This is a genomic window from Rhizobium altiplani, from assembly GCF_001542405.1.
GTDB lineage: Bacteria > Pseudomonadota > Alphaproteobacteria > Rhizobiales > Rhizobiaceae > Rhizobium > Rhizobium altiplani.
In genome coordinates this window covers 8,589-24,965 of the sequence record NZ_LNCD01000048.1, presented here as the reverse complement: position 1 = coordinate 24,965, position 16,377 = coordinate 8,589, and the positions used below count along the sequence as shown (strand labels likewise).

Sequence of the window (16,377 nt, the reverse complement as noted above, 5' to 3'; positions counted from 1 at the left end):
GGCACATTCTATCTCGAACTGCAACAAAGGCGTTAAGCTGCCTGCTTTTCGGGAGCCATGGTTTGAGCCGTACCTTTTCGCATTTGAGTTTTGACGAACGCCGATCGATTTCCAGGATGTTGGATCAGAAGTTTAGCCAGTCTGAGATCGCCAGACGCCTCGGCCGGGACCGTGCGACCATCTCCCGGGAGATCAAACGCAACTACTGGCACGATCAGGAATTCCCCGATGCCGAGGGCTACTGGGCGATGACCGCCAACGACATGGCGCGCGAAAGGCGCCGGCGGATCGGCAAGCTCTTTCGTCGCGAGGATCTGCGGAACGAAGTGATCGGAAAGTTGGAATCCGGCTGGTCGCCGGAACAGATTGCTGGACGACTGAAGATCGAACCAGCGGCCAAGGCAAGCGTCTGTCACGAGACGATCTACCGGTATGTCTATTCACCAGAAGGACAACGGCAGCAACTCGCGCGGCTTCTCCCGGAACGGCGGAGAAAGCGCCGGCCGCGATATGCTCGCAAGCCGCAGAATCCAGTCTTTCCAGATGAGTGTTCGATCAAACATCGGCCGGAAGCCATCAACGATCGCAAGGAATTCGGTCACTGGGAAGCCGATCTCATGATCTTCGAAAGGGTTCAGGGCAATGCCAATGTGGCAACGGTTGTCGAGCGGACGAGCCGGTTCACCATGCTGTTCAAGAACAACGACCGGCAGTCCAAGCCGATCATGGAGCGGCTCATCAACGTGCTCAGCCCCCTGCCCAGGCATGCCCGGCAAAGTTTGACGTTTGATCGCGGATTTGAATTCGTCTCCTGGCGGCGACTGAAGCAAGGAATGGGAACCGATGCATGGTTCTGCGATCCGTCTGCGCCCTGGCAAAAAGGCTCCGTCGAGAACATGAATCGGCGGATTCGGCGTTACCTGCCGAGGGATACTGCTGTCCTGTCAGTTCCTGATGAATCGATACGATCACTGATCGATCAGTTGAACAATACGCCGAGAAAATGCCTTGGTTTCTGTACCCCAGCTGAAGTGTTCAGGCGTGAAGTGAACAAATGACGGCAAGTCGGGGCGGAGGACGGATTTCATGAATGATCCTAGGTGATTGCGCGGCGAGAGAAAGCGTTATTGAGGCAGCCAGCGGCGGAATAAAGATCGTCAATGCACGCCGATGTCGCTTTGCGTATCCGATTCCAACTGCAGGCAGGCTGCCCAAAGTGGCGTCTTGTGGAAGGATCCGTCCTGAAGGAGCGTGAGCCCCTCTCGTGCCTCATAGAGCAAGCCGAGCCAGCATAAGCGTTGGAAGACGCCATACTGGAGATCGGATTTCAACTCCCAGGCTTCTATGGTCATTTCGGTGTCCGAGAGAGGCGCCAGGTCTGGATAGAGGATCTTCACAACCTCCATTGGCGTGCACCCTTCTCTGGCTTTGATATTGAGGAGATTGAGGAACATGCGCCACCAGCGTAACCGCGCTTGCACCTCCTCTTCCCGTTCGGTGGCGTGGACATACGAATAGAGATAATCCGTGGCGACCAGATCGAAGAAGGCTTGCGGGTTCACCAAAAACTCCCGGCCGCGTCTGGTTGGCAGCAGCACATCCTTTTTCCGGCGAAGAAGCTTCAGATGACGGGCCATGTCGCGCACGACCCAAAGCGGCGGCATGTCGCTTTCATTGAGCACCTTGTTCATGCTGTAGAGATCTTCGGCTGTGAACCCTGGCCAGAGGAAGTGCACAGCGGCCCAATGCACGAACTTGCGGTTCATGGCGCCGGTCGCCGTCAATCCTATGCCACCCTCACCGTCAGCATAGGCAACAGCAAGAAGCATGCCGCGAAGAAGTGGTGACAGCGCGGCGATGTCGACGTCACCATGCAGGTTGATTTCCGGAAGCATCGTGCGGCTTTGATCCCACCCCGCCCCATGCAGGTGCAAGCGAGTATCAACCGGCGACGGAACAATTGCTACTGGGAAAGCTAAAGCCAAAGGGGAACGTCATCACCCGCCCCCGTTCCTCCCTTGCAACCCGGCCCAGCCGGTCGGATCGGGGGCTGATCTCTCTGCCCTGTAGCAGCCTTTAAGCCCTTGTTGCATTTACATTAGAAGTCACAGAGCTATTTAGTAATGCGACAGTTGGGCCAGTTAGACCGTATGTTCGTGGGCTGAAGGTGGCCCGCCCCCACGATAAGCTGAATTCGGGGGTTGCTCTGGATAGGCCGGAGCCGAGCCCCACGCTTAAGCGAGGGCGAACCATGAACGACGATAGCGTAATTTTCATCGGCTTGGATACGTCCAAGTTGAAGCTTTCAGTGGCCATTGCTGAAGGAGAACGCAACGGCGAGGTCCGGTTTTTCGGCGACATCTCTTCCGAGCCGGCGTCTGTGGAATCGCTGGTCAGCAAGCTATCCAAGCGCGGAGCCAAGCTTCACTTCTGTTATGAGGCTGGTCCCACGGGTTATGGCCTTTACCGTCAAATTGTCGAACTGGGGCATGATTGCGTGGTGGTGGCACCGTCGCTGGTGCCCAAGCGAGCGGGCGACCGGGTGAAGACCAACCGACGGGATGCCGTCAGCCTGGCGCGCCTGCACCGCGCGGGCGAGCTGACCGCGGTCTGGGTTCCAGATGAAGCTCATGAGGCGATCCGCGACTTGGTGCGGGCTCGCGAGGCAGCCAGCGATGCGCTGAAACAGGCGCGCCAGCAACTTCAGTCTTTCTTGTTGCGTCATGGCCGGATCTATACCGGCCACAAACCATGGACGCGCGCCCATATAAGATGGCTGACGTGCCAGGCCTTCGATCATCCCGCCCACCAGATCCTGGTGGCGGAATATTGCCAGGCCATCGAGGATGCGGGCGTGCGTCTGGACCGGCTGACCCAGCTGGTGGTGGAGACTGCGGCATCTTGGTCGATGGCTCCGGTTGTGGCCGCCTACCAAGCGATGCGCGGCGTTGCATTCATGACGGCGGTCACCTTTGTCGTCGAAATCGGCGATGTCAGGCGCTTTGATAATCCCCGTCAGTTAATGGCGTATCTTGGTCTTGTGCCGTCGGAAAGCTCGACGGGCGAACGGGTCAAGCGTGGTGGGATCACCAAGGCAGGCAACACAAGGGTGCGTCGGGTCCTCATAGAGGGCGCTTGGACATATCGCTTCCCTGCACGCGTAAGCCCGACGATCCAGGCAAGGCTAGACGGATTACCAAGGACCGTTCGAGAAATTGCCTGGCAAGGCCAAGTGCGGCTTTGCGCGCGCTATCGCAAGCTGATGGCAGCAGGCAAGCCAAAGGTCGTCGCGGTTACCGCCATTGCCCGTGAGATGGCAGCTTTTCTTTGGGCGATTGGACAGGAGGTCGCTCCCACAGCAAAAATTTAAAGCCTATCGTCGGTGCAAACGCGACAAACAGCTGAGAAGCGAAACATCTGCTGTTGAACAAAGATGGAGACAGGGTTCCGGTGGGGAACCCTCGTCATCTCTATGTGGCGGATAAAATCCATGCCCGACGTTAGATAGAGGCAGCTCCAGACGAACACACGGAAATGCGGTACCCAGCCCGCGCATAAGAGTATGCCAGCCGTCGTCAAAATGCCCTGTCTCCTCCTTTGTTCAACAGCTTCACGCATGGCTTTCGTCGTCGCAGCGGAAGGAAAAGTCATGACCAAAGAGCTTGCATACGAACATAAGAGAGATGCGACAGTCTCGCCTCTCGACGCACTGGTCAAAGCCAACGTTGGGAGCAAGGATGACGACCTTCAGCCTGGTCGAGACCATGTTCGGTCGGAGTCGTCATGTCCTGTTTGATCACCATGTCGCAGAAAGAATTACATCGTCTTGAACTTATCCAGAAGATCCGTGACCAACGCCTAAGCGTTGTCCAGGCTGCCGAGCTGCTCGCGCTTAGTCGAAGTCAGGTCCATCGGCTGCTACAGGCCTACGATCGGGATGGTCCAGCCGGCCTCGTTTCGAAGAAGCGATCGCAGCCGAGCAACCGGCGCCACAGCGAGGAGTTTCGCAATGCGGCGCTGGATCTGATCCGCGAGCGCTATCTGGATTTCGGTCCGACGCTGGCGCGCGAGAAGCTGATGGAGTTGCACCGGATCTCTGTCGCCAAGGAGACGCTGCGGCAATGGATGACCGAGGCCGGTATCTGGATCTCACGCCGCGAGCGCAAGCAGCGGGTTTTCCAGCCACGCGGCCGGCGCGACTGCTTTGGCGAACTGGTGCAGATCGACGGATCGCATCACTGGTGGTTCGAGAACCGCGGCCCCAAATGCGCCCTGCTCGTCTATATCGACGATGCCACCGGTAAGCTCTTACATCTTCGCTTTGCCGGATCGGAGAACACGTTTGATTATCTGCATGCGACAAAGGCCTATCTGCAGCAATGGGGCAAGCCGCTGGCTTTCTACAGCGACAAACATGGTGTCTTTCGATCGACGCATCCGTCGAAGAAGGACAGGACAAGCGGTCTGACGCAGTTCGGCCGGGCGCTTTATGAGCTCAACATCGATATCATCTGCGCCAACACCCCTCAGGCCAAGGGTCGGGTGGAACGTGCCAACCAGACATTGCAGGATCGGCTTGTGAAGGAGATGCGGCTTCGCGGCATCGACACGATCGAGGCGGCCAATGCCTATGCGCCTGCATTCATGGCCGACTTCAATCGCCGCTTCGGCAAGCCGCCGCGCAATCCAAAGGACATGCACCGACCGCTGGCCAACCACGAGAACCTCGATGGTGCCATGTGCCGGAAGGAAGTCCGCACGCTGTCGCAATCTCTGACGCTACGCTACGACAAGGTGTTGTTCATTCTCGATCCGACCGAGATTTCCAGGCCACTGGCTGGCCAGAAAGTGATCGTCTGCGACTACCCGGACGGACGGCTCGAGATCATGCACGAGAGCTTTTCCCTGCCCTACAGGACCTTCGATACGTTGCGCTCGGTGCATCGTGCGGAGGTCGTCGACAACAAGCGGCTGGACGACATGCTGTCGATCGTCGCCGAGTTGCAAGCCGGCCGAGAACAGCAACGCAGCAAGAGTGGTCCCCGACGCACGGGGCAGAAGGATCATATGTTTGGCATTCGGGACGGTAGCACAGCCAACGGCTATCAGAAGCGGGGACGCAAGCCGAGGACAGATTACATGAACGATCCGGCGGTGATTGCACGGCGAGAGAAAGCGTTATTGAGGCAACCAGCGGCGGAATAAAGATCGTCAGTGCACGCCGATGTCGCTTTGCGTATCCGATTCCAGCTGCAGGCATGCGGACCAAAGCGGTGTCTTGTGGAAGGAACCGTCCTGGAAGAGTGTGAGGCCCTCTCTTGCTTCATAGAGCAAGCCGAGCCAGCACAAGCGCCGTAAGACGCCGTATTTTAGATCGGATTTCAGCTTCCAGGCTTCCAGGGTCATTTCGGTTTCCGAAAGAGGCGCCAGATCTGGATAGAGGATTTTCACAACCTCCATTGGCGTGCAACCTTCTCTGGCCTTGATATTGAGAAGATTGAGGAACAGGCGCCACCAGCGTAACCGCGCCCGCACCTCCTCTTCCCGCTCGGTGGCGTGGACATACGAATAGAGATAATCCGTGGCGACCAGATCGAAGAAGGCTTGCGGGTTCACCAGGAACTCCCGGCCGCGTCTGGTTGGCAGCAGCACATCCTTTTTCCGGCGAAGAAGCTTCAGATGCCGGGCCATGTCGCGCACGACCCAAAGCGGCGGCATGTCGCTTTCATTGAGCACCTTGTTCATGCTGTAAAGGTCTTCGGCTGTGAACCCTGGCCAGAGGAAGTGCACAGCGGCCCAATGCACGAACTTGCGGTTCATGGCGCCGGTTGCCGTCAATCCTATGCCCCCTCGCCCTCAGCATAGGCAACAGAAAGAAGCATGCCGCGAAGAAGTGGTGACAGCGCGGCGACATCGACGTCACCTTGCAGGTTGATTTCCGGAAGCATCGTGCGGCTTTGATCCCCAACTGCGCCATGCAAGTGCTAGCGAGTATCGAGCGGTAAAAGAACAATTGCCAGTGAGAAAGCTAAAGCCGAAGGGGAATGTTATCACCCGCCCCCGCTCCGCCCTTTCAACCCGGCCCAGCCGGCCGGATCGGGGGCTGATTGTCAGAGCCAGTGTCGCATTTCTAACTGGCTGACAATGTCGCGCCTCTAGCCAGCTTTGACATCTGGTGTAGGAGGGTACATTCTATTTCCAACTGCGACATGCCAATGATTTCAATGGCTTCACTTTGGAGATTTTGGCATGTCCCGATGCTATACGCAGCTTGCTCTCGCCGATCGACGACGCCTACATCAGCTGGTGGCGGCAAAAGTTCCCATCAACGAAATGGCCCGTCAGCTTGGCCGTCACCGCTCGACGATTTACCGCGAGATCAAGCGCAACACGTTTCATGATCGCGAGCTGCCGGACTACGACGGCTACTACAGCACGGTAGCGCACGATATCTCCAAGGACCGGCGACGCCGGCTGAGAAAGCTGCGGCGGCACCCGAATTTACGCACGGAGATCATCAACCAGTTGGAGGCACGCTGGTCTCCGGAGCAGATCGCCGGGCGCCTGTTGTTGGACGGGCGCAGCCTCGTCCGCGTCTGTAAAGAGACAATCTATCGCTTCATTTACAGCAAGGAAGATTATGGGCTTGGCCTCTATCAGTATCTACCGGAAGCCCGTCGCAAACGTCGTCCACTGCGCTCCAGGAAGCCGCGCGACGGTGTGTTTCCAGCCTCGCACCGGATTTCCCAACGTCCTGATTTTATTGGAGATAGATCGCAGTTTGGGCATTGGGAGGGCGACCTCCTCATCTTTGATCGTCCACTCGGTCATGCCAATGTCACGTCGCTGGTGGAGCGCAAGAGCCGCTACACCGTCCTCATCAAGAATCCAAGCCGGCACTCTGGCCCGATCATGGACAAGATCATCAGAGGTTTTTCTCCGTTGCCGGCCTTTGCGCGTCAAAGCTTCACGTTTGATCGCGGTACCGAGTTTGCCGGATTCAGGGCTTTGGAAGAAGGGATCGGCGCGCGGAGCTGGTTCTGCGACCCAAGTGCACCGTGGCAAAAGGGCGCCGTGGAAAACGCCAACAAGCGCATTCGCCGCTTCATGCCAGGAGCTACAGATCTGGCCGCCGTGTCACAACGCGACCTGATCCAACTCGCACGTCATCTGAACGACCAACCCCGCAAATGCCTTGGCTACAAGACGCCGGCCGAGGTGTTCATGGCGCATTTGCAGGATCAGGCGTGATGCCCTACCCTGCAAAACAGGCGTGATGCACTTGGGTTAGCTTCTCCAAAAAACCGCAAAGTTAAAGTGTCCTCATTCTGCAAAGTAAGAATGTCACTCTCCCCGGGTTTTGATGACCTGGGAGATTGCGGATGGGACTGGTAGCGATGAGCGAGCGTGATGTGCAGCGGATCGAGATTTTGTCGAAGGTGATTGCCGGCCGCATGACGCTGGTGTCGGCGGCGCATGTGCTTGATCTGAGCACGCGTCAGGTGCGTCGTCTGCTGGAGCGGATCAAGACTGACGGCGCAGCGTCGATAAGGCATAAGGCGATCGGCCGGCCGTCGAACAACCGGATCAGTGATGGTGTGCGCGATTACGCGGTGACGCTGGTTGGCGAACGCTATGCAGACTTCGGCCCGACGCTGGCCGCCGAGAAGCTTGCCGAGCGCGATGGATTGCGGGTGTCGCGCGAGACGTTGCGCAGCTGAATGGTTGATGCCGGACTGTGGCTGTCGCGCAAGCAGCGGCGAACGTTTCATCAGCCGCGGTTGCGGCGCGAAGCCTATGGCGAGCTGGTGCAGATCGACGGCTCCGAGCACCGCTGGTTTGAGGGCCGCGGTGATCCGTGTTCGCTCTTGGTGTTCGTCGACGATGCGACCGGCAGATTGATGCAGTTGCGCTTTGTCCGCTCGGAAAGCGCCTTCAGCTATTTCGAGGCATTGGCGCTCTATCTGAAGGCGCATGGTGCTCCGGTTGCCTTCTATTCCGACAAGCATTCGGTGTTCCGGGTGGCGAAGAAGGACGCCAAAGGCGGCCAGGGCATGACCCAGTTCGGGCGTGCACTCTCGGAACTAAATATCGAGATTCTTTGCGCAAATTCGAGTCAAGCCAAAGGCCGTGTCGAGCGGATGAACCGGACGCTGCAGGATCGGTTGGTCAAGGAACTGCGACTGGCCGGCATTGACAGCATGGAGGCAGGCAACGCGTTCTTGCCTGGCTTCATGGCGGATTACAATGCGCGGTTTGCGATTGCCCCTGCCCGGTGCGATGACCTGCATCGGCCAATGAATCTGGCGCCGGATCGATTGCAGGAGATCCTGTGCAAGCGCGAGCAGCGCTATGTCGGATCGCAGCTGACGTTTTCGTTTGAACGGCAGCGGATCATGCTGGAGGAGACCGAGGTGACGCGCGGACTGGCGGGTCGTTATGTCGAGACCTATGCCTATGCGGACGGTCGCCTGGATGTGCGTTGGAAGGGACATTCCCTGGCTTACACGGTGTTCGACAAGGACCAGCGGGTGACGCATGCAGCGATCACCGAGAACAAGCGTCTTGGTGAACTTCTGGCCTATATCAAGGAGCGTCAGGAGCAGCTGCCAGCGCCCAAGGTCAGGACCAACAGCGAGAAGAACGGCTATGTGCGACGTGCTCACGGACCGGGACGGCGGACGGATTTCATGAACGATCCAAAGGTCATTGCGCGGCGGCGACAAGCGCTCTCCCACCTCGATGCGGCGGAATGACTGGCTGCTCCAACGCTAAAGCCGAAGAGGTGTGCTTCACCCGCCCCCTCCCTTCCCTTGCAACCCGGCCCAGCCGGTCCGGTCGGGGGCTTGCCTCAGTGCGAGTGGAGATGTCGAGTGTCGCATTTCTAAATGGCTGAAGACGGGCCCAAAGTGACATTTCTTCTGTGGTTGCCGCCCGTAGTGCAAGGAGTTTTTGACCTCTTGAACGTGTGATCGAGTGCGGTCTTCTGTTAGGCCTTTTTGTGCGGCACTTCCAAAGCCGCTGGCCGGTATGGTGATCAGCGGATCGGGTTCAAATCTACTTTCCGAGCTTACGAGCTCCAGAAATGTCCCTGGTTTTCCCTATCCGGATCGGTTCGATCATGCGCCCATTCAGGTCATCGACTTCTCACACCTCCTAACCGGCGTTAGTCCTCAGCGTTCAGCATCAGCTCATGCCGCTACGGCCAACGTCGGATCACAAAAATCTTCCTGCTTCGTCAGCATGGCCCACATCCTACGAGCCATCTTGTTTGCGAGCGCGATCGCCACCAACATTCTCGGCTTGCGAGCCAGCATCCGCGCTAGCCATGAGCCCTGCACTGGCGATCGACGGCTCACCCAGCTTACGCGTGCCATAGCGCCGATGATCAGCAGTCTGCGGATGTCGGCCTGACCGGCTTTGGACACTCGGCCGAGCCTTTCTTTGCCGCCTGAAGAGAATTGTCGCGGGACTAGACCGAGCCAAGCCGCAAAATATCGCCCGCACTTGAAGCTGTCCATTGCGGGGGCAAAAGCCTCTACCGCAAGAGCCGTCATCGGGCCTACGCCTGGCATGGTCTGGAGACGTCGTGCAACATTGCTTTGCTGTGCAAGCCCGGCAATCTTCTTCGTCTTGTCCTCGATCCTTGCCGTCTTTTCGCTAATCTGGGCCAGAAGATCGCTGCATTCCTCCCTCACGAGTTCTGGCAGGGCGCTATCCGCATCATCGACTAATGCCTCCATGCGCTTGATGTGGCCTAACCCGAGCGGAACAACGTGGCCATATTCATAGAGCACAGCGCGCAGCGCATTCATCAGTTCCGTCCGCTGGCGCACGATACGCTCCCGCGCTCGGAATAAGACCGCCCTCGCTTGTTGATCTTCGGTCTTGAGTTCTACGAAGCGCATCTCGGGTCGCTGTGCCGCGACAACAATGGCCTCGGCATCAGCGGCATCATTCTTCTGACGCTTCACGAAAGGTCGCACATATTGCGGCGCGATCAGCTTGACCTCATGGCCCAGCGTCGTCAATTCCCGTGCCCAGTAGTGAGCGCTGCTGCAAGCTTCCATCACCACGACAGCCGCCGACTGGCTCTCCATGAAACGCAAGAACTGGCCTCGCGACAGCTTCTTGCGAAACAGCATCTGGCCCGACATCGACGCACCGTGAATCTGGAAAACGCTCTTCGCCAGATCCACCCCGATCATCACTTCCTTCATGTGTCGTCCTCTCCGCTAGTGGTCCAAACACGCACTAAAAACATGGCGCCTAACGATGCCACCTGGAGAGGGCGGCAACCACCCCATCTACTTTGCGTGCCCGCGGACATTTCAACCTGGCCGCCACATCTCCTGTAGCCGGTGTATTCAAGGATGAAGTGCGACTTGCAATAGATAACAACGGTTTATCGCTTGCAAGGAACGTGACATGAAGCGCACCTACTCCCAAATCGATATGGATGAACGCCGCAAGATTGCTTGCCGGCGTACGGCCGGAATCAGCGTTGACGTGATTGCCGAGAAACTCGGACGGCATCCCTCATCGATCAGGGGTAGCCAGGTACCGCCTGCCGCGAGAGGCAACGTGCCGCTAATCGTCTCCAAGGATAGCTTCTATATCGCGAGCGCCATGCAAAACCCTCTCGATACGGACGCTATCGTCATGAACAGTGTAGAAAATGATATAGGGTCGAAAGCCGACCGATCGCAGGCCCGGCCAAAGCGAGAAGCGCGGCGCACCACCGTTCGGCGCGTCAGCAATACGGCTGCAACGGCTTCTCAACCCCATAATGAACCGGATCGCCGCTGGCGGATTCTCCGCGTAGATATAGTCGCCAATTTCCTCAATATCCTGCGCCGCCGCAGGAGCGAACACGATATCCATTACTTGCGGAATTTTGCTTCGAGGCGATCAAGTACTGATGCAGCCGGGAGTCCGTCGCCACTCTCGACACCCTGGCGAATATCATCACGCAGCGCCGTCAACTTTGCAGCCCGCTGCTCTTCGCGTTCCTCAAGCATGCGCAGGCTATCACGCACGACCTCGCTCGCGCTGGCATAGCGACCGCTTTTGACAAGCTCTTGCACGAGAGCTTCATAGTGAGATCCAATGCTGTAACTCGCTGGCATGACCGTACCTCTCAATTTATCAAAATTTATCAATTGATGATAAATTGGGCAAGTCAAAACTCACTGCAAGATCTCGGCCATCTCTTTCGAGGTGCAGATATCCGCACCGCAACGGCACAACAGGACCAGATACGAATTACCTCCGAGGGACGTTGCCGCCGTCCGACCGACGGCGGTCAGCACGACGTTACGAAAACGTTCATTGTCTTCAGGAAACTCGTCCTTGAAGAATTCCGACTGATCGAGGGTGACCCACTCCGCGTAGTCGACGCCCATGCCTTCGGACATGACGAGGATCATTGGAGTGATGGCCGGATGTCCGCCCCAGATCAGGCGCCTGCGCCCCAGGGCCACGTATGCAAGCGCGGAGACAGCGGCCGTTATGGCGACCGTATCCGCAGTCGCGGCGAATTCCGGACCACGCCGTGGATCGGGAACTCCCGCCGATAAGAAGATCGCTTCGCCCATCACTCATCCATCCCTGCCAAGGCCCATCCGGCCTCGGATACCCGGATAGTCTTGACCGCTTTGATCTGTGCGTCCAGCCACGCCAGATGCGCCATCCAACTATCGCGGATTCCGATGTGGTCGTAAACCAGCACCGGAACCTCGCCCCGCTCCGCCTTCTTGGCCTTGGTCGCGACGTCGTTGAGGGTTTCCGCCGACGGGATGCCGACGATAGGATACGCCCAGATCAGTCGTTCGTTTAGCAGGCGCACGGCGATCGCCCGGTGAGCGCCCATGGGTTGCAGGAGGCCATTCGACCTGGCGACTGCGAGGCACATGATGACATCGCGAATACTTTCGCAATACTCTAATCGATTATAGTTGTGATAAGCAGTGTCGACCGGTTTACTTGCCGAGCAAGTACCGCTTAAAAGAAGTCCAGCACCGATTCGGTAGCTTATCCCCTGTCTTTCGAGCACTCGCGGTCCGTGGCGCCGAGTGGAGATCGAAGACCGCCAGTCTGCTCACCACTAGGTCGGCACTGGTGCCTTGGGGCGGGTTGGCAAGCCACAGGAGTATAATAATGTCGAAGGATTCGGGTAAGGGCGATAATCACGGTGGCGGCCCAGGGAAAATCGATATCATCGTTGTGGTGAACGGCCAGCCCACGCAGGTCGAAGCCAATCCCAACCAGCCGCTTCACGTCGTTGGCACCAAAGCCCTTGAGGCCACGCAGAACGTGGCTCAACCTGCCGAAAACTGGGAGTTTAAGGACGAGGCCGGCAACTTGCTCGACGTCGACAAGAAAATTGGCGATTTCGGCTTCGCGAATACTGTAACCCTGTTCCTCAGCCTGAAGGCGGGTGTCGCAGGTGCCTGAACTCCAGACTGTGGAGCCGGAGGTCTCGCGAGCGAAGTTTGATCGGGAGATCGGCCGGTTCCGGCCATATGCAGATGCCTATCGGACTCAAGGCTGCTTCCTGGTCGAGGCGAGCTTTCCGATCGCTTTCTTCATATTTGCAAGCCCGAAGTTGAAACCGCGCGTTATCGGCGCAGCCATCGAGATCGACTTCACCAACTTCGATTTAAGACCATTGTCCGTGGTCTTCGTCGATCCATTTACCCGCCAGCCGATTGCCCGGAAGGATCTCCCCCTGAATATGCTGAGGCGTCTGCCCGGGACCCCACCGGATCTCATCCAGCCGAACACCGTGACGGATTTTATCCAGGCCAACAGTCTCGAGGACGAACCATTCCTGTGCATGGCGGGAGTCCGGGAATACCACGATAATCCAGCCCATTCAGGTGACCCATGGCTACTTCATCGAGGTTCTGGCGAAGGCCGTTTGGCCTTCATCCTGGACAAGATCATCAAGTACGGAACCGGCCCGGTGGAGCAGCTGCAGATTCAGGTTCAAATCGCGGTGGGAGGACTGCAGGTGCCACCTCAGGCCATTCCAGAATGACCGCGTTAGAGGATGTCAGAACCGTCGCCCTCCCCCAAGACTGCGTGTCCACTGTACAAGCCCATCTGCGATCGGTTGGACAGCAGGGCCATGAAGGAATGGCGCTCTGGGTCGGCGTCCGGCAAGACCAGCACTTTACGGTGACAGAAACGGTTATTCCGGCGCAGCGTCACATCCGAACGAGCGACGGCGTCTGTGTGATGGTGCCTGCCAAAGAACTGCACCGCCTCAATGTCTGGCTCTACAAACGTGGCCTGACGCTTCTGGCGCAGATCCATAGTCATCCGGGCCACGCCTATCATTCGACGACCGATGACGCCTACGCGGTCGCTACCACGGTTGGGTGCCTGTCGCTGGTAGTGCCGAATTTTGCCCGCGAGCCTTTCGACCTTGCTCGCGTGGCCGCTTATCGACTTGACGCGAAGGCGAACTGGAATGAGGTCCCGTCCGCGGCACTGACGCGAATGATCACGATAACGAGTTAACGATGGCCTTTGCTAATTTCATCGATCGCGCTGCTACGGCGGCATCTCAGGTCCTGGCCGATTTTCATCTGGGCGAGTTCAAAGCGGCTCTTGAAAAGCAGGTCGTGGCCGTCGCCTTCGACGATCAGGCCGCTTCGTGCGCCGAAGGCCAGGCGACGCTAGATCTTGCTGTGAGGTTGCTTGCAAGACTGTATCCGGTTCTGGCGATACTCCCCTTGGCTAGTGCGGCGAGCTCTCAAGCCCAGGCGCTGGAGCGCTTGGCAAAGTCGATCAATCCAAAAGTCGGCATCCGGCGTTCCGGCAAGTTCGCCACGGTCTGCCTCGTTGCAGGAGCGACGAGCCCATCACTCCGATGCCCGACCTTTTTCATCGGATCGGACGGTTGGGCGGCAAAACTGTCGCGTACGAGCCCGGTGGGCTCTGGCTCGAGTTTGCTGCCTTTTGGAGCGGGCGTCGCCAGTTGCTTCGGCGCCGCCAACGTGTTTCGAACCATCTTCGCCGCCCAGTTGACCGGCGCCGAGTTGGACGAGGCCATTGACCTCTCGTTATACAGCTATAACAAGGCTGAAGCCGGCGATGCTGGTCCGATTGACCTCGCTGCCGACCTAGGCGAAACGCATCTGGTTGGGCTCGGCGCGATAGGCCATGGCGCGCTTTGGGCCCTGGCGAAACAATCCGGCCTCTCAGGTCGCCTGCATATCATCGATCACGAAGCGGTCGAACTCTCAAACCTGCAGCGCTACGTCCTGGCAGGCCAAGCGGAGATCGGCATGTCCAAGGCGGAGCTTACAAGCACCGCCCTTCGATCGACCGTTTTCGAGGTCGAGGCGCACCCGCTGACGTGGGCGGAATATGTTACGCGCCGGGGCGACTGGGTTTTCGACCGAGTGGGTGTGGCGCTGGACACAGCCGCCGACCGTCTCGCTGTCCAAGGTGCTCTGCCTCGATGGATCGCGAATGCCTGGACGCAGGAGCACGATCTCGGGATCTCGCGGCATGGCTTCGACGACGGTCAGGCATGTCTTAGTTGCATGTACATGCCGACCGGAAAATCCAAGGACGAGCACCAGCTGATTGCCGAGGAATTCGGAATACCGGACGAACACGAGCTGGTGAAGACGCTCCTGCAGACCAATGCCGGAGTTCCCAACGATTTTGTAGTTCGGGTGGCTACGGCGATGGCTGTGCCTTTTGAATCGCTAGCCCCGTTTGTTGGCCAGCCGCTGCGCTCTTTTTATCAACAGGCTATCTGCGGCGGTCTTGTATTCCAGCTGAGCGATGGAAGTCGTCAAGTCCGAACCGTGGTTCCGATGGCCTTTCAGTCAGCGCTTGCCGGGATCATGCTGGCTGCGGAGTTGGTCAAACATAGTGCGGGTTTTCCGACCAGTCCAACAACAAGCACTCGCGTGAATCTTCTGCGCCCCCTTGGAGGTCACCTGCATGACCCGAAAGCGAAAGATTTGAGCGGCCGCTGCATCTGTAGCGACGAGGATTTCATCTCCGCCTACAGGCGCAAATACGGCAACCGCGTTGAACCGCTGAGCAACACATCCGCCGCCTAAGCAGAAGCGGACGTCTCCGTCGCCGCGGTCTTACCGAACGCGCTGAGCTTTTGGTCGTTGAGCCAACCTTCAAGCAGCTTGGGAATGGCTTGCCCAGACGCTCCATGAGAAGGAAGCGGCCGGTCTCGCTTATCGCGAAAATCTCCGCGAATTGTTCCTTCAGTTCGATGTTGCGTTCGTTGCCAATGATATCCTCCCGCATAGTCTTGAGAGCGACCCAGACCGACCACTCCGTGAAGTTGGCGGCGGGGGGGTGGGAACGATGATCTCCTTGATTACTGAATCGTCACCAATCACGTCGAAAACGCGCCGGCCGCCGCCCTTGCCGATCTCGTTGCTGCGATCGATGATCTTCTCGAAATCCTGGTCTGGCCTGACGCCCTCAAGTATTGCTGCATCGATCCTCTCATGTCGCGGCGACCTGGAACTTTATTCAGTTCGCGCTCGTGATCAGATCAAAGTAGGCTTTCGGCCTTGTCAGGGAGTCCCGACCACGTTTGGTCGACAGCAGCCTGTCTTTTTTTTCGGCGAAGAAGTTTGAGGTGGCTGAGCATGTCGCGCACCGCCCAAGGCGGTGGCATGTCGGATTCATTGAGGACCTTATTCATGCTGTACAGGTCTTCGGATGTGTAGCCGAGCCAATGGAAGTGAGCCACGGCCCAGTGCACGAACTTGCGGTTCATGGCGCCTGTGGCTGTCAAGCCGATGCCGGCTTGAGTGTCGGCATAGGATAGGGCCAGGATCATGCCGCGCATTACGGCGAGAGGGCGGCGACATCGACGTCACCCAGCGGCAGCATTGTGAGATCCTGGTTTCAACCGTGCAGCTAAAGCCGCCTGGAACATTTACCGCACAATTGAAATTGAAACTGAAGCTAAAGCCGAAGCGGTATTTCTCACCCGCCCCGATCTGATTTTGCAACCGGATCAGCCGGTCGGATCGGGGCTGGTCGTCGCGTCGTGTGGCAGCGCAAAGTGGCATTTCTTCTGTGGTTGCCGCCCGTAGTGCAAGCAGTTTTTGGCCTTTTGAACATGTGATCGAGTGCGGTCTTCTGTCAGGCCTTTTTGTGCGGCACTTCCATAAGCCGCTGGCCGGTATGGTGATCAGCGGATCGGGCCCAAATCTACTTTCCGAGCTTGCGAGCTCCAGAAATGTCCCTGGTTTTCCCCATCCGGATCGGTTCGATCATGCGCCCATTCAGGTCGTCGACTTCTCACACCTCCTAACCGGCGTTAGTCCTCAGCGTTCAGCATCAGCTCATGCCGCTACGGCCAACGTCGGATCACAA

General features: G+C 58.0%; 14 protein-coding genes and 4 pseudogenes. 10 read left to right on the top strand and 8 right to left on the bottom strand.

What is annotated here, in order from left to right:
* Positions 1 to 62: 62 nt before the first annotated feature.
* Positions 63 to 1,058, top strand: coding sequence for an IS30 family transposase (locus AS026_RS09845; protein ID WP_028744438.1), 996 nt, complete (start codon positions 63 to 65; stop codon positions 1,056 to 1,058).
* A 99-nt stretch (positions 1,059 to 1,157) separates the two neighbouring features.
* On the opposite strand, the gene AS026_RS09840 is transcribed toward AS026_RS09845, so the two are convergent.
* On the bottom strand, positions 1,158 to 1,895 hold the full coding sequence (locus AS026_RS09840) for a hypothetical protein (RefSeq protein ID WP_028744439.1): 738 nt from the start codon (positions 1,893 to 1,895) through the stop codon (positions 1,158 to 1,160).
* 356 nt (positions 1,896 to 2,251) lie between these two features.
* Here AS026_RS09840 and AS026_RS09835 point away from each other — a divergent pair, with 356 nt between their 5' ends.
* Both AS026_RS09835 and AS026_RS09825 read left to right on the top strand, forming a co-directional pair.
* The gene (locus AS026_RS09835; RefSeq protein ID WP_028744440.1) at positions 2,252 to 3,370 is read left to right on the top strand and encodes an IS110 family RNA-guided transposase; all 1,119 of its coding nucleotides are present in this window, start codon (positions 2,252 to 2,254) and stop codon (positions 3,368 to 3,370) included.
* 413 nt (positions 3,371 to 3,783) lie between these two features.
* On the top strand, positions 3,784 to 5,205 hold the full coding sequence (locus AS026_RS09825; RefSeq protein WP_028744442.1) for an ISNCY family transposase: 1,422 nt from the start codon (positions 3,784 to 3,786) through the stop codon (positions 5,203 to 5,205).
* Positions 5,206 to 5,211: 6 nt separating this feature from the next.
* Here the strand turns inward: AS026_RS09825 and AS026_RS09820 are convergent.
* A pseudogene (locus tag AS026_RS09820) lies at positions 5,212 to 5,948 on the bottom strand (hypothetical protein).
* 301 nt (positions 5,949 to 6,249) lie between these two features.
* Between AS026_RS09820 and AS026_RS09815 the strand changes: the two are divergent.
* Positions 6,250 to 7,251, top strand: a complete 1,002-nt coding sequence (locus AS026_RS09815) for an IS30 family transposase (RefSeq protein ID WP_028744443.1) — start codon at positions 6,250 to 6,252, stop codon at positions 7,249 to 7,251.
* Positions 7,252 to 7,382: 131 nt separating this feature from the next.
* Positions 7,383 to 8,756: pseudogene (locus tag AS026_RS09810) on the top strand (ISNCY family transposase).
* A gap of 435 nt (positions 8,757 to 9,191) precedes the next feature.
* Here the strand turns inward: AS026_RS09810 and AS026_RS09805 are convergent.
* Positions 9,192 to 10,220, bottom strand: coding sequence for an IS110 family RNA-guided transposase (locus AS026_RS09805; RefSeq protein ID WP_062369557.1), 1,029 nt, complete (start codon positions 10,218 to 10,220; stop codon positions 9,192 to 9,194).
* A 208-nt stretch (positions 10,221 to 10,428) separates the two neighbouring features.
* Between AS026_RS09805 and AS026_RS39645 the strand changes: the two are divergent.
* A pseudogene (locus tag AS026_RS39645) lies at positions 10,429 to 10,548 on the top strand (helix-turn-helix domain-containing protein); the annotation flags it as partial.
* A gap of 42 nt (positions 10,549 to 10,590) precedes the next feature.
* Here AS026_RS39645 and AS026_RS09800 read toward each other — a convergent pair.
* The 4 genes from AS026_RS09800 to AS026_RS09785 are packed head-to-tail and all read right to left on the bottom strand — an operon-like array spanning position 10,591 to position 11,914.
* Positions 10,591 to 10,884: a type II toxin-antitoxin system RelE/ParE family toxin gene (locus tag AS026_RS09800; protein ID WP_007539876.1), complete on the bottom strand. Its 294-nt coding sequence runs from the start codon at positions 10,882 to 10,884 to the stop codon at positions 10,591 to 10,593.
* Complete coding sequence (locus AS026_RS09795) at positions 10,884 to 11,129, bottom strand: type II toxin-antitoxin system ParD family antitoxin (protein ID WP_028749648.1); 246 nt, start codon at positions 11,127 to 11,129, stop codon at positions 10,884 to 10,886. The genes AS026_RS09800 and AS026_RS09795 overlap by 1 nt, the downstream gene beginning before the upstream one ends.
* A gap of 60 nt (positions 11,130 to 11,189) precedes the next feature.
* Complete coding sequence (locus AS026_RS09790) at positions 11,190 to 11,597, bottom strand: Thoeris type III anti-phage system protein ThcA (protein ID WP_007539872.1); 408 nt, start codon at positions 11,595 to 11,597, stop codon at positions 11,190 to 11,192.
* Positions 11,597 to 11,914: a hypothetical protein gene (locus AS026_RS09785; RefSeq protein ID WP_028749649.1), complete on the bottom strand. Its 318-nt coding sequence runs from the start codon at positions 11,912 to 11,914 to the stop codon at positions 11,597 to 11,599. The genes AS026_RS09790 and AS026_RS09785 overlap by 1 nt, the downstream gene beginning before the upstream one ends.
* Before the next feature lie 245 nt (positions 11,915 to 12,159).
* On the opposite strand from AS026_RS09785, the gene AS026_RS09780 reads away from it, so the two are divergent.
* From AS026_RS09780 to AS026_RS09765, 4 genes are read left to right on the top strand one after another with little or no spacing between them, the layout of a single operon-like run.
* Complete coding sequence (locus AS026_RS09780; RefSeq protein WP_028749650.1) at positions 12,160 to 12,456, top strand: DUF2604 domain-containing protein; 297 nt, start codon at positions 12,160 to 12,162, stop codon at positions 12,454 to 12,456.
* Entirely contained in the window at positions 12,449 to 13,042 is a 594-nt protein-coding gene (locus AS026_RS09775; RefSeq protein WP_028749651.1) for a putative metal-binding protein, read from the top strand. Before AS026_RS09780 ends, AS026_RS09775 begins: the two co-directional genes overlap by 8 nt.
* 44 nt (positions 13,043 to 13,086) lie before the next feature.
* Complete coding sequence (locus AS026_RS09770) at positions 13,087 to 13,527, top strand: Mov34/MPN/PAD-1 family protein (RefSeq protein ID WP_245307416.1); 441 nt, start codon at positions 13,087 to 13,089, stop codon at positions 13,525 to 13,527.
* A 2-nt stretch (positions 13,528 to 13,529) separates the two neighbouring features.
* Positions 13,530 to 15,089, top strand: a complete 1,560-nt coding sequence (locus tag AS026_RS09765; RefSeq protein WP_028749653.1) for an E2 ligase fold family C protein — start codon at positions 13,530 to 13,532, stop codon at positions 15,087 to 15,089.
* Between the two features lie 442 nt (positions 15,090 to 15,531).
* On the opposite strand, the pseudogene AS026_RS09760 reads toward AS026_RS09765, so the two are convergent.
* Positions 15,532 to 15,888: pseudogene (locus AS026_RS09760) on the bottom strand (hypothetical protein); the annotation flags it as partial.
* Positions 15,889 to 16,377: the final 489 nt, after the last annotated feature.

What these genes read in the sequence shown, in the direction of transcription:
- AS026_RS09840 (WP_028744439.1), bottom strand. Translation starts at nt 1,895, where the DNA reads ATGCTTCCGGAAATCAACCTGCATGGTGACGTCGACATCGCCGCGCTG.
- AS026_RS09785 (WP_028749649.1), bottom strand. Translation starts at nt 11,914, where the DNA reads ATGTGCCTCGCAGTCGCCAGGTCGAATGGCCTCCTGCAACCCATGGGC.
- AS026_RS09765 (WP_028749653.1), top strand. Translation starts at nt 13,530, where the DNA reads ATGGCCTTTGCTAATTTCATCGATCGCGCTGCTACGGCGGCATCTCAG.
- AS026_RS09800 (WP_007539876.1), bottom strand. Translation starts at nt 10,884, where the DNA reads ATGGATATCGTGTTCGCTCCTGCGGCGGCGCAGGATATTGAGGAAATT.
- AS026_RS09795 (WP_028749648.1), bottom strand. Translation starts at nt 11,129, where the DNA reads ATGCCAGCGAGTTACAGCATTGGATCTCACTATGAAGCTCTCGTGCAA.
- AS026_RS09805 (WP_062369557.1), bottom strand. Translation starts at nt 10,220, where the DNA reads ATGAAGGAAGTGATGATCGGGGTGGATCTGGCGAAGAGCGTTTTCCAG.
- AS026_RS09790 (WP_007539872.1), bottom strand. Translation starts at nt 11,597, where the DNA reads ATGGGCGAAGCGATCTTCTTATCGGCGGGAGTTCCCGATCCACGGCGT.
- AS026_RS09825 (WP_028744442.1), top strand. Translation starts at nt 3,784, where the DNA reads ATGTCCTGTTTGATCACCATGTCGCAGAAAGAATTACATCGTCTTGAA.
- AS026_RS09780 (WP_028749650.1), top strand. Translation starts at nt 12,160, where the DNA reads ATGTCGAAGGATTCGGGTAAGGGCGATAATCACGGTGGCGGCCCAGGG.
- AS026_RS09815 (WP_028744443.1), top strand. Translation starts at nt 6,250, where the DNA reads ATGTCCCGATGCTATACGCAGCTTGCTCTCGCCGATCGACGACGCCTA.
- AS026_RS09835 (WP_028744440.1), top strand. Translation starts at nt 2,252, where the DNA reads ATGAACGACGATAGCGTAATTTTCATCGGCTTGGATACGTCCAAGTTG.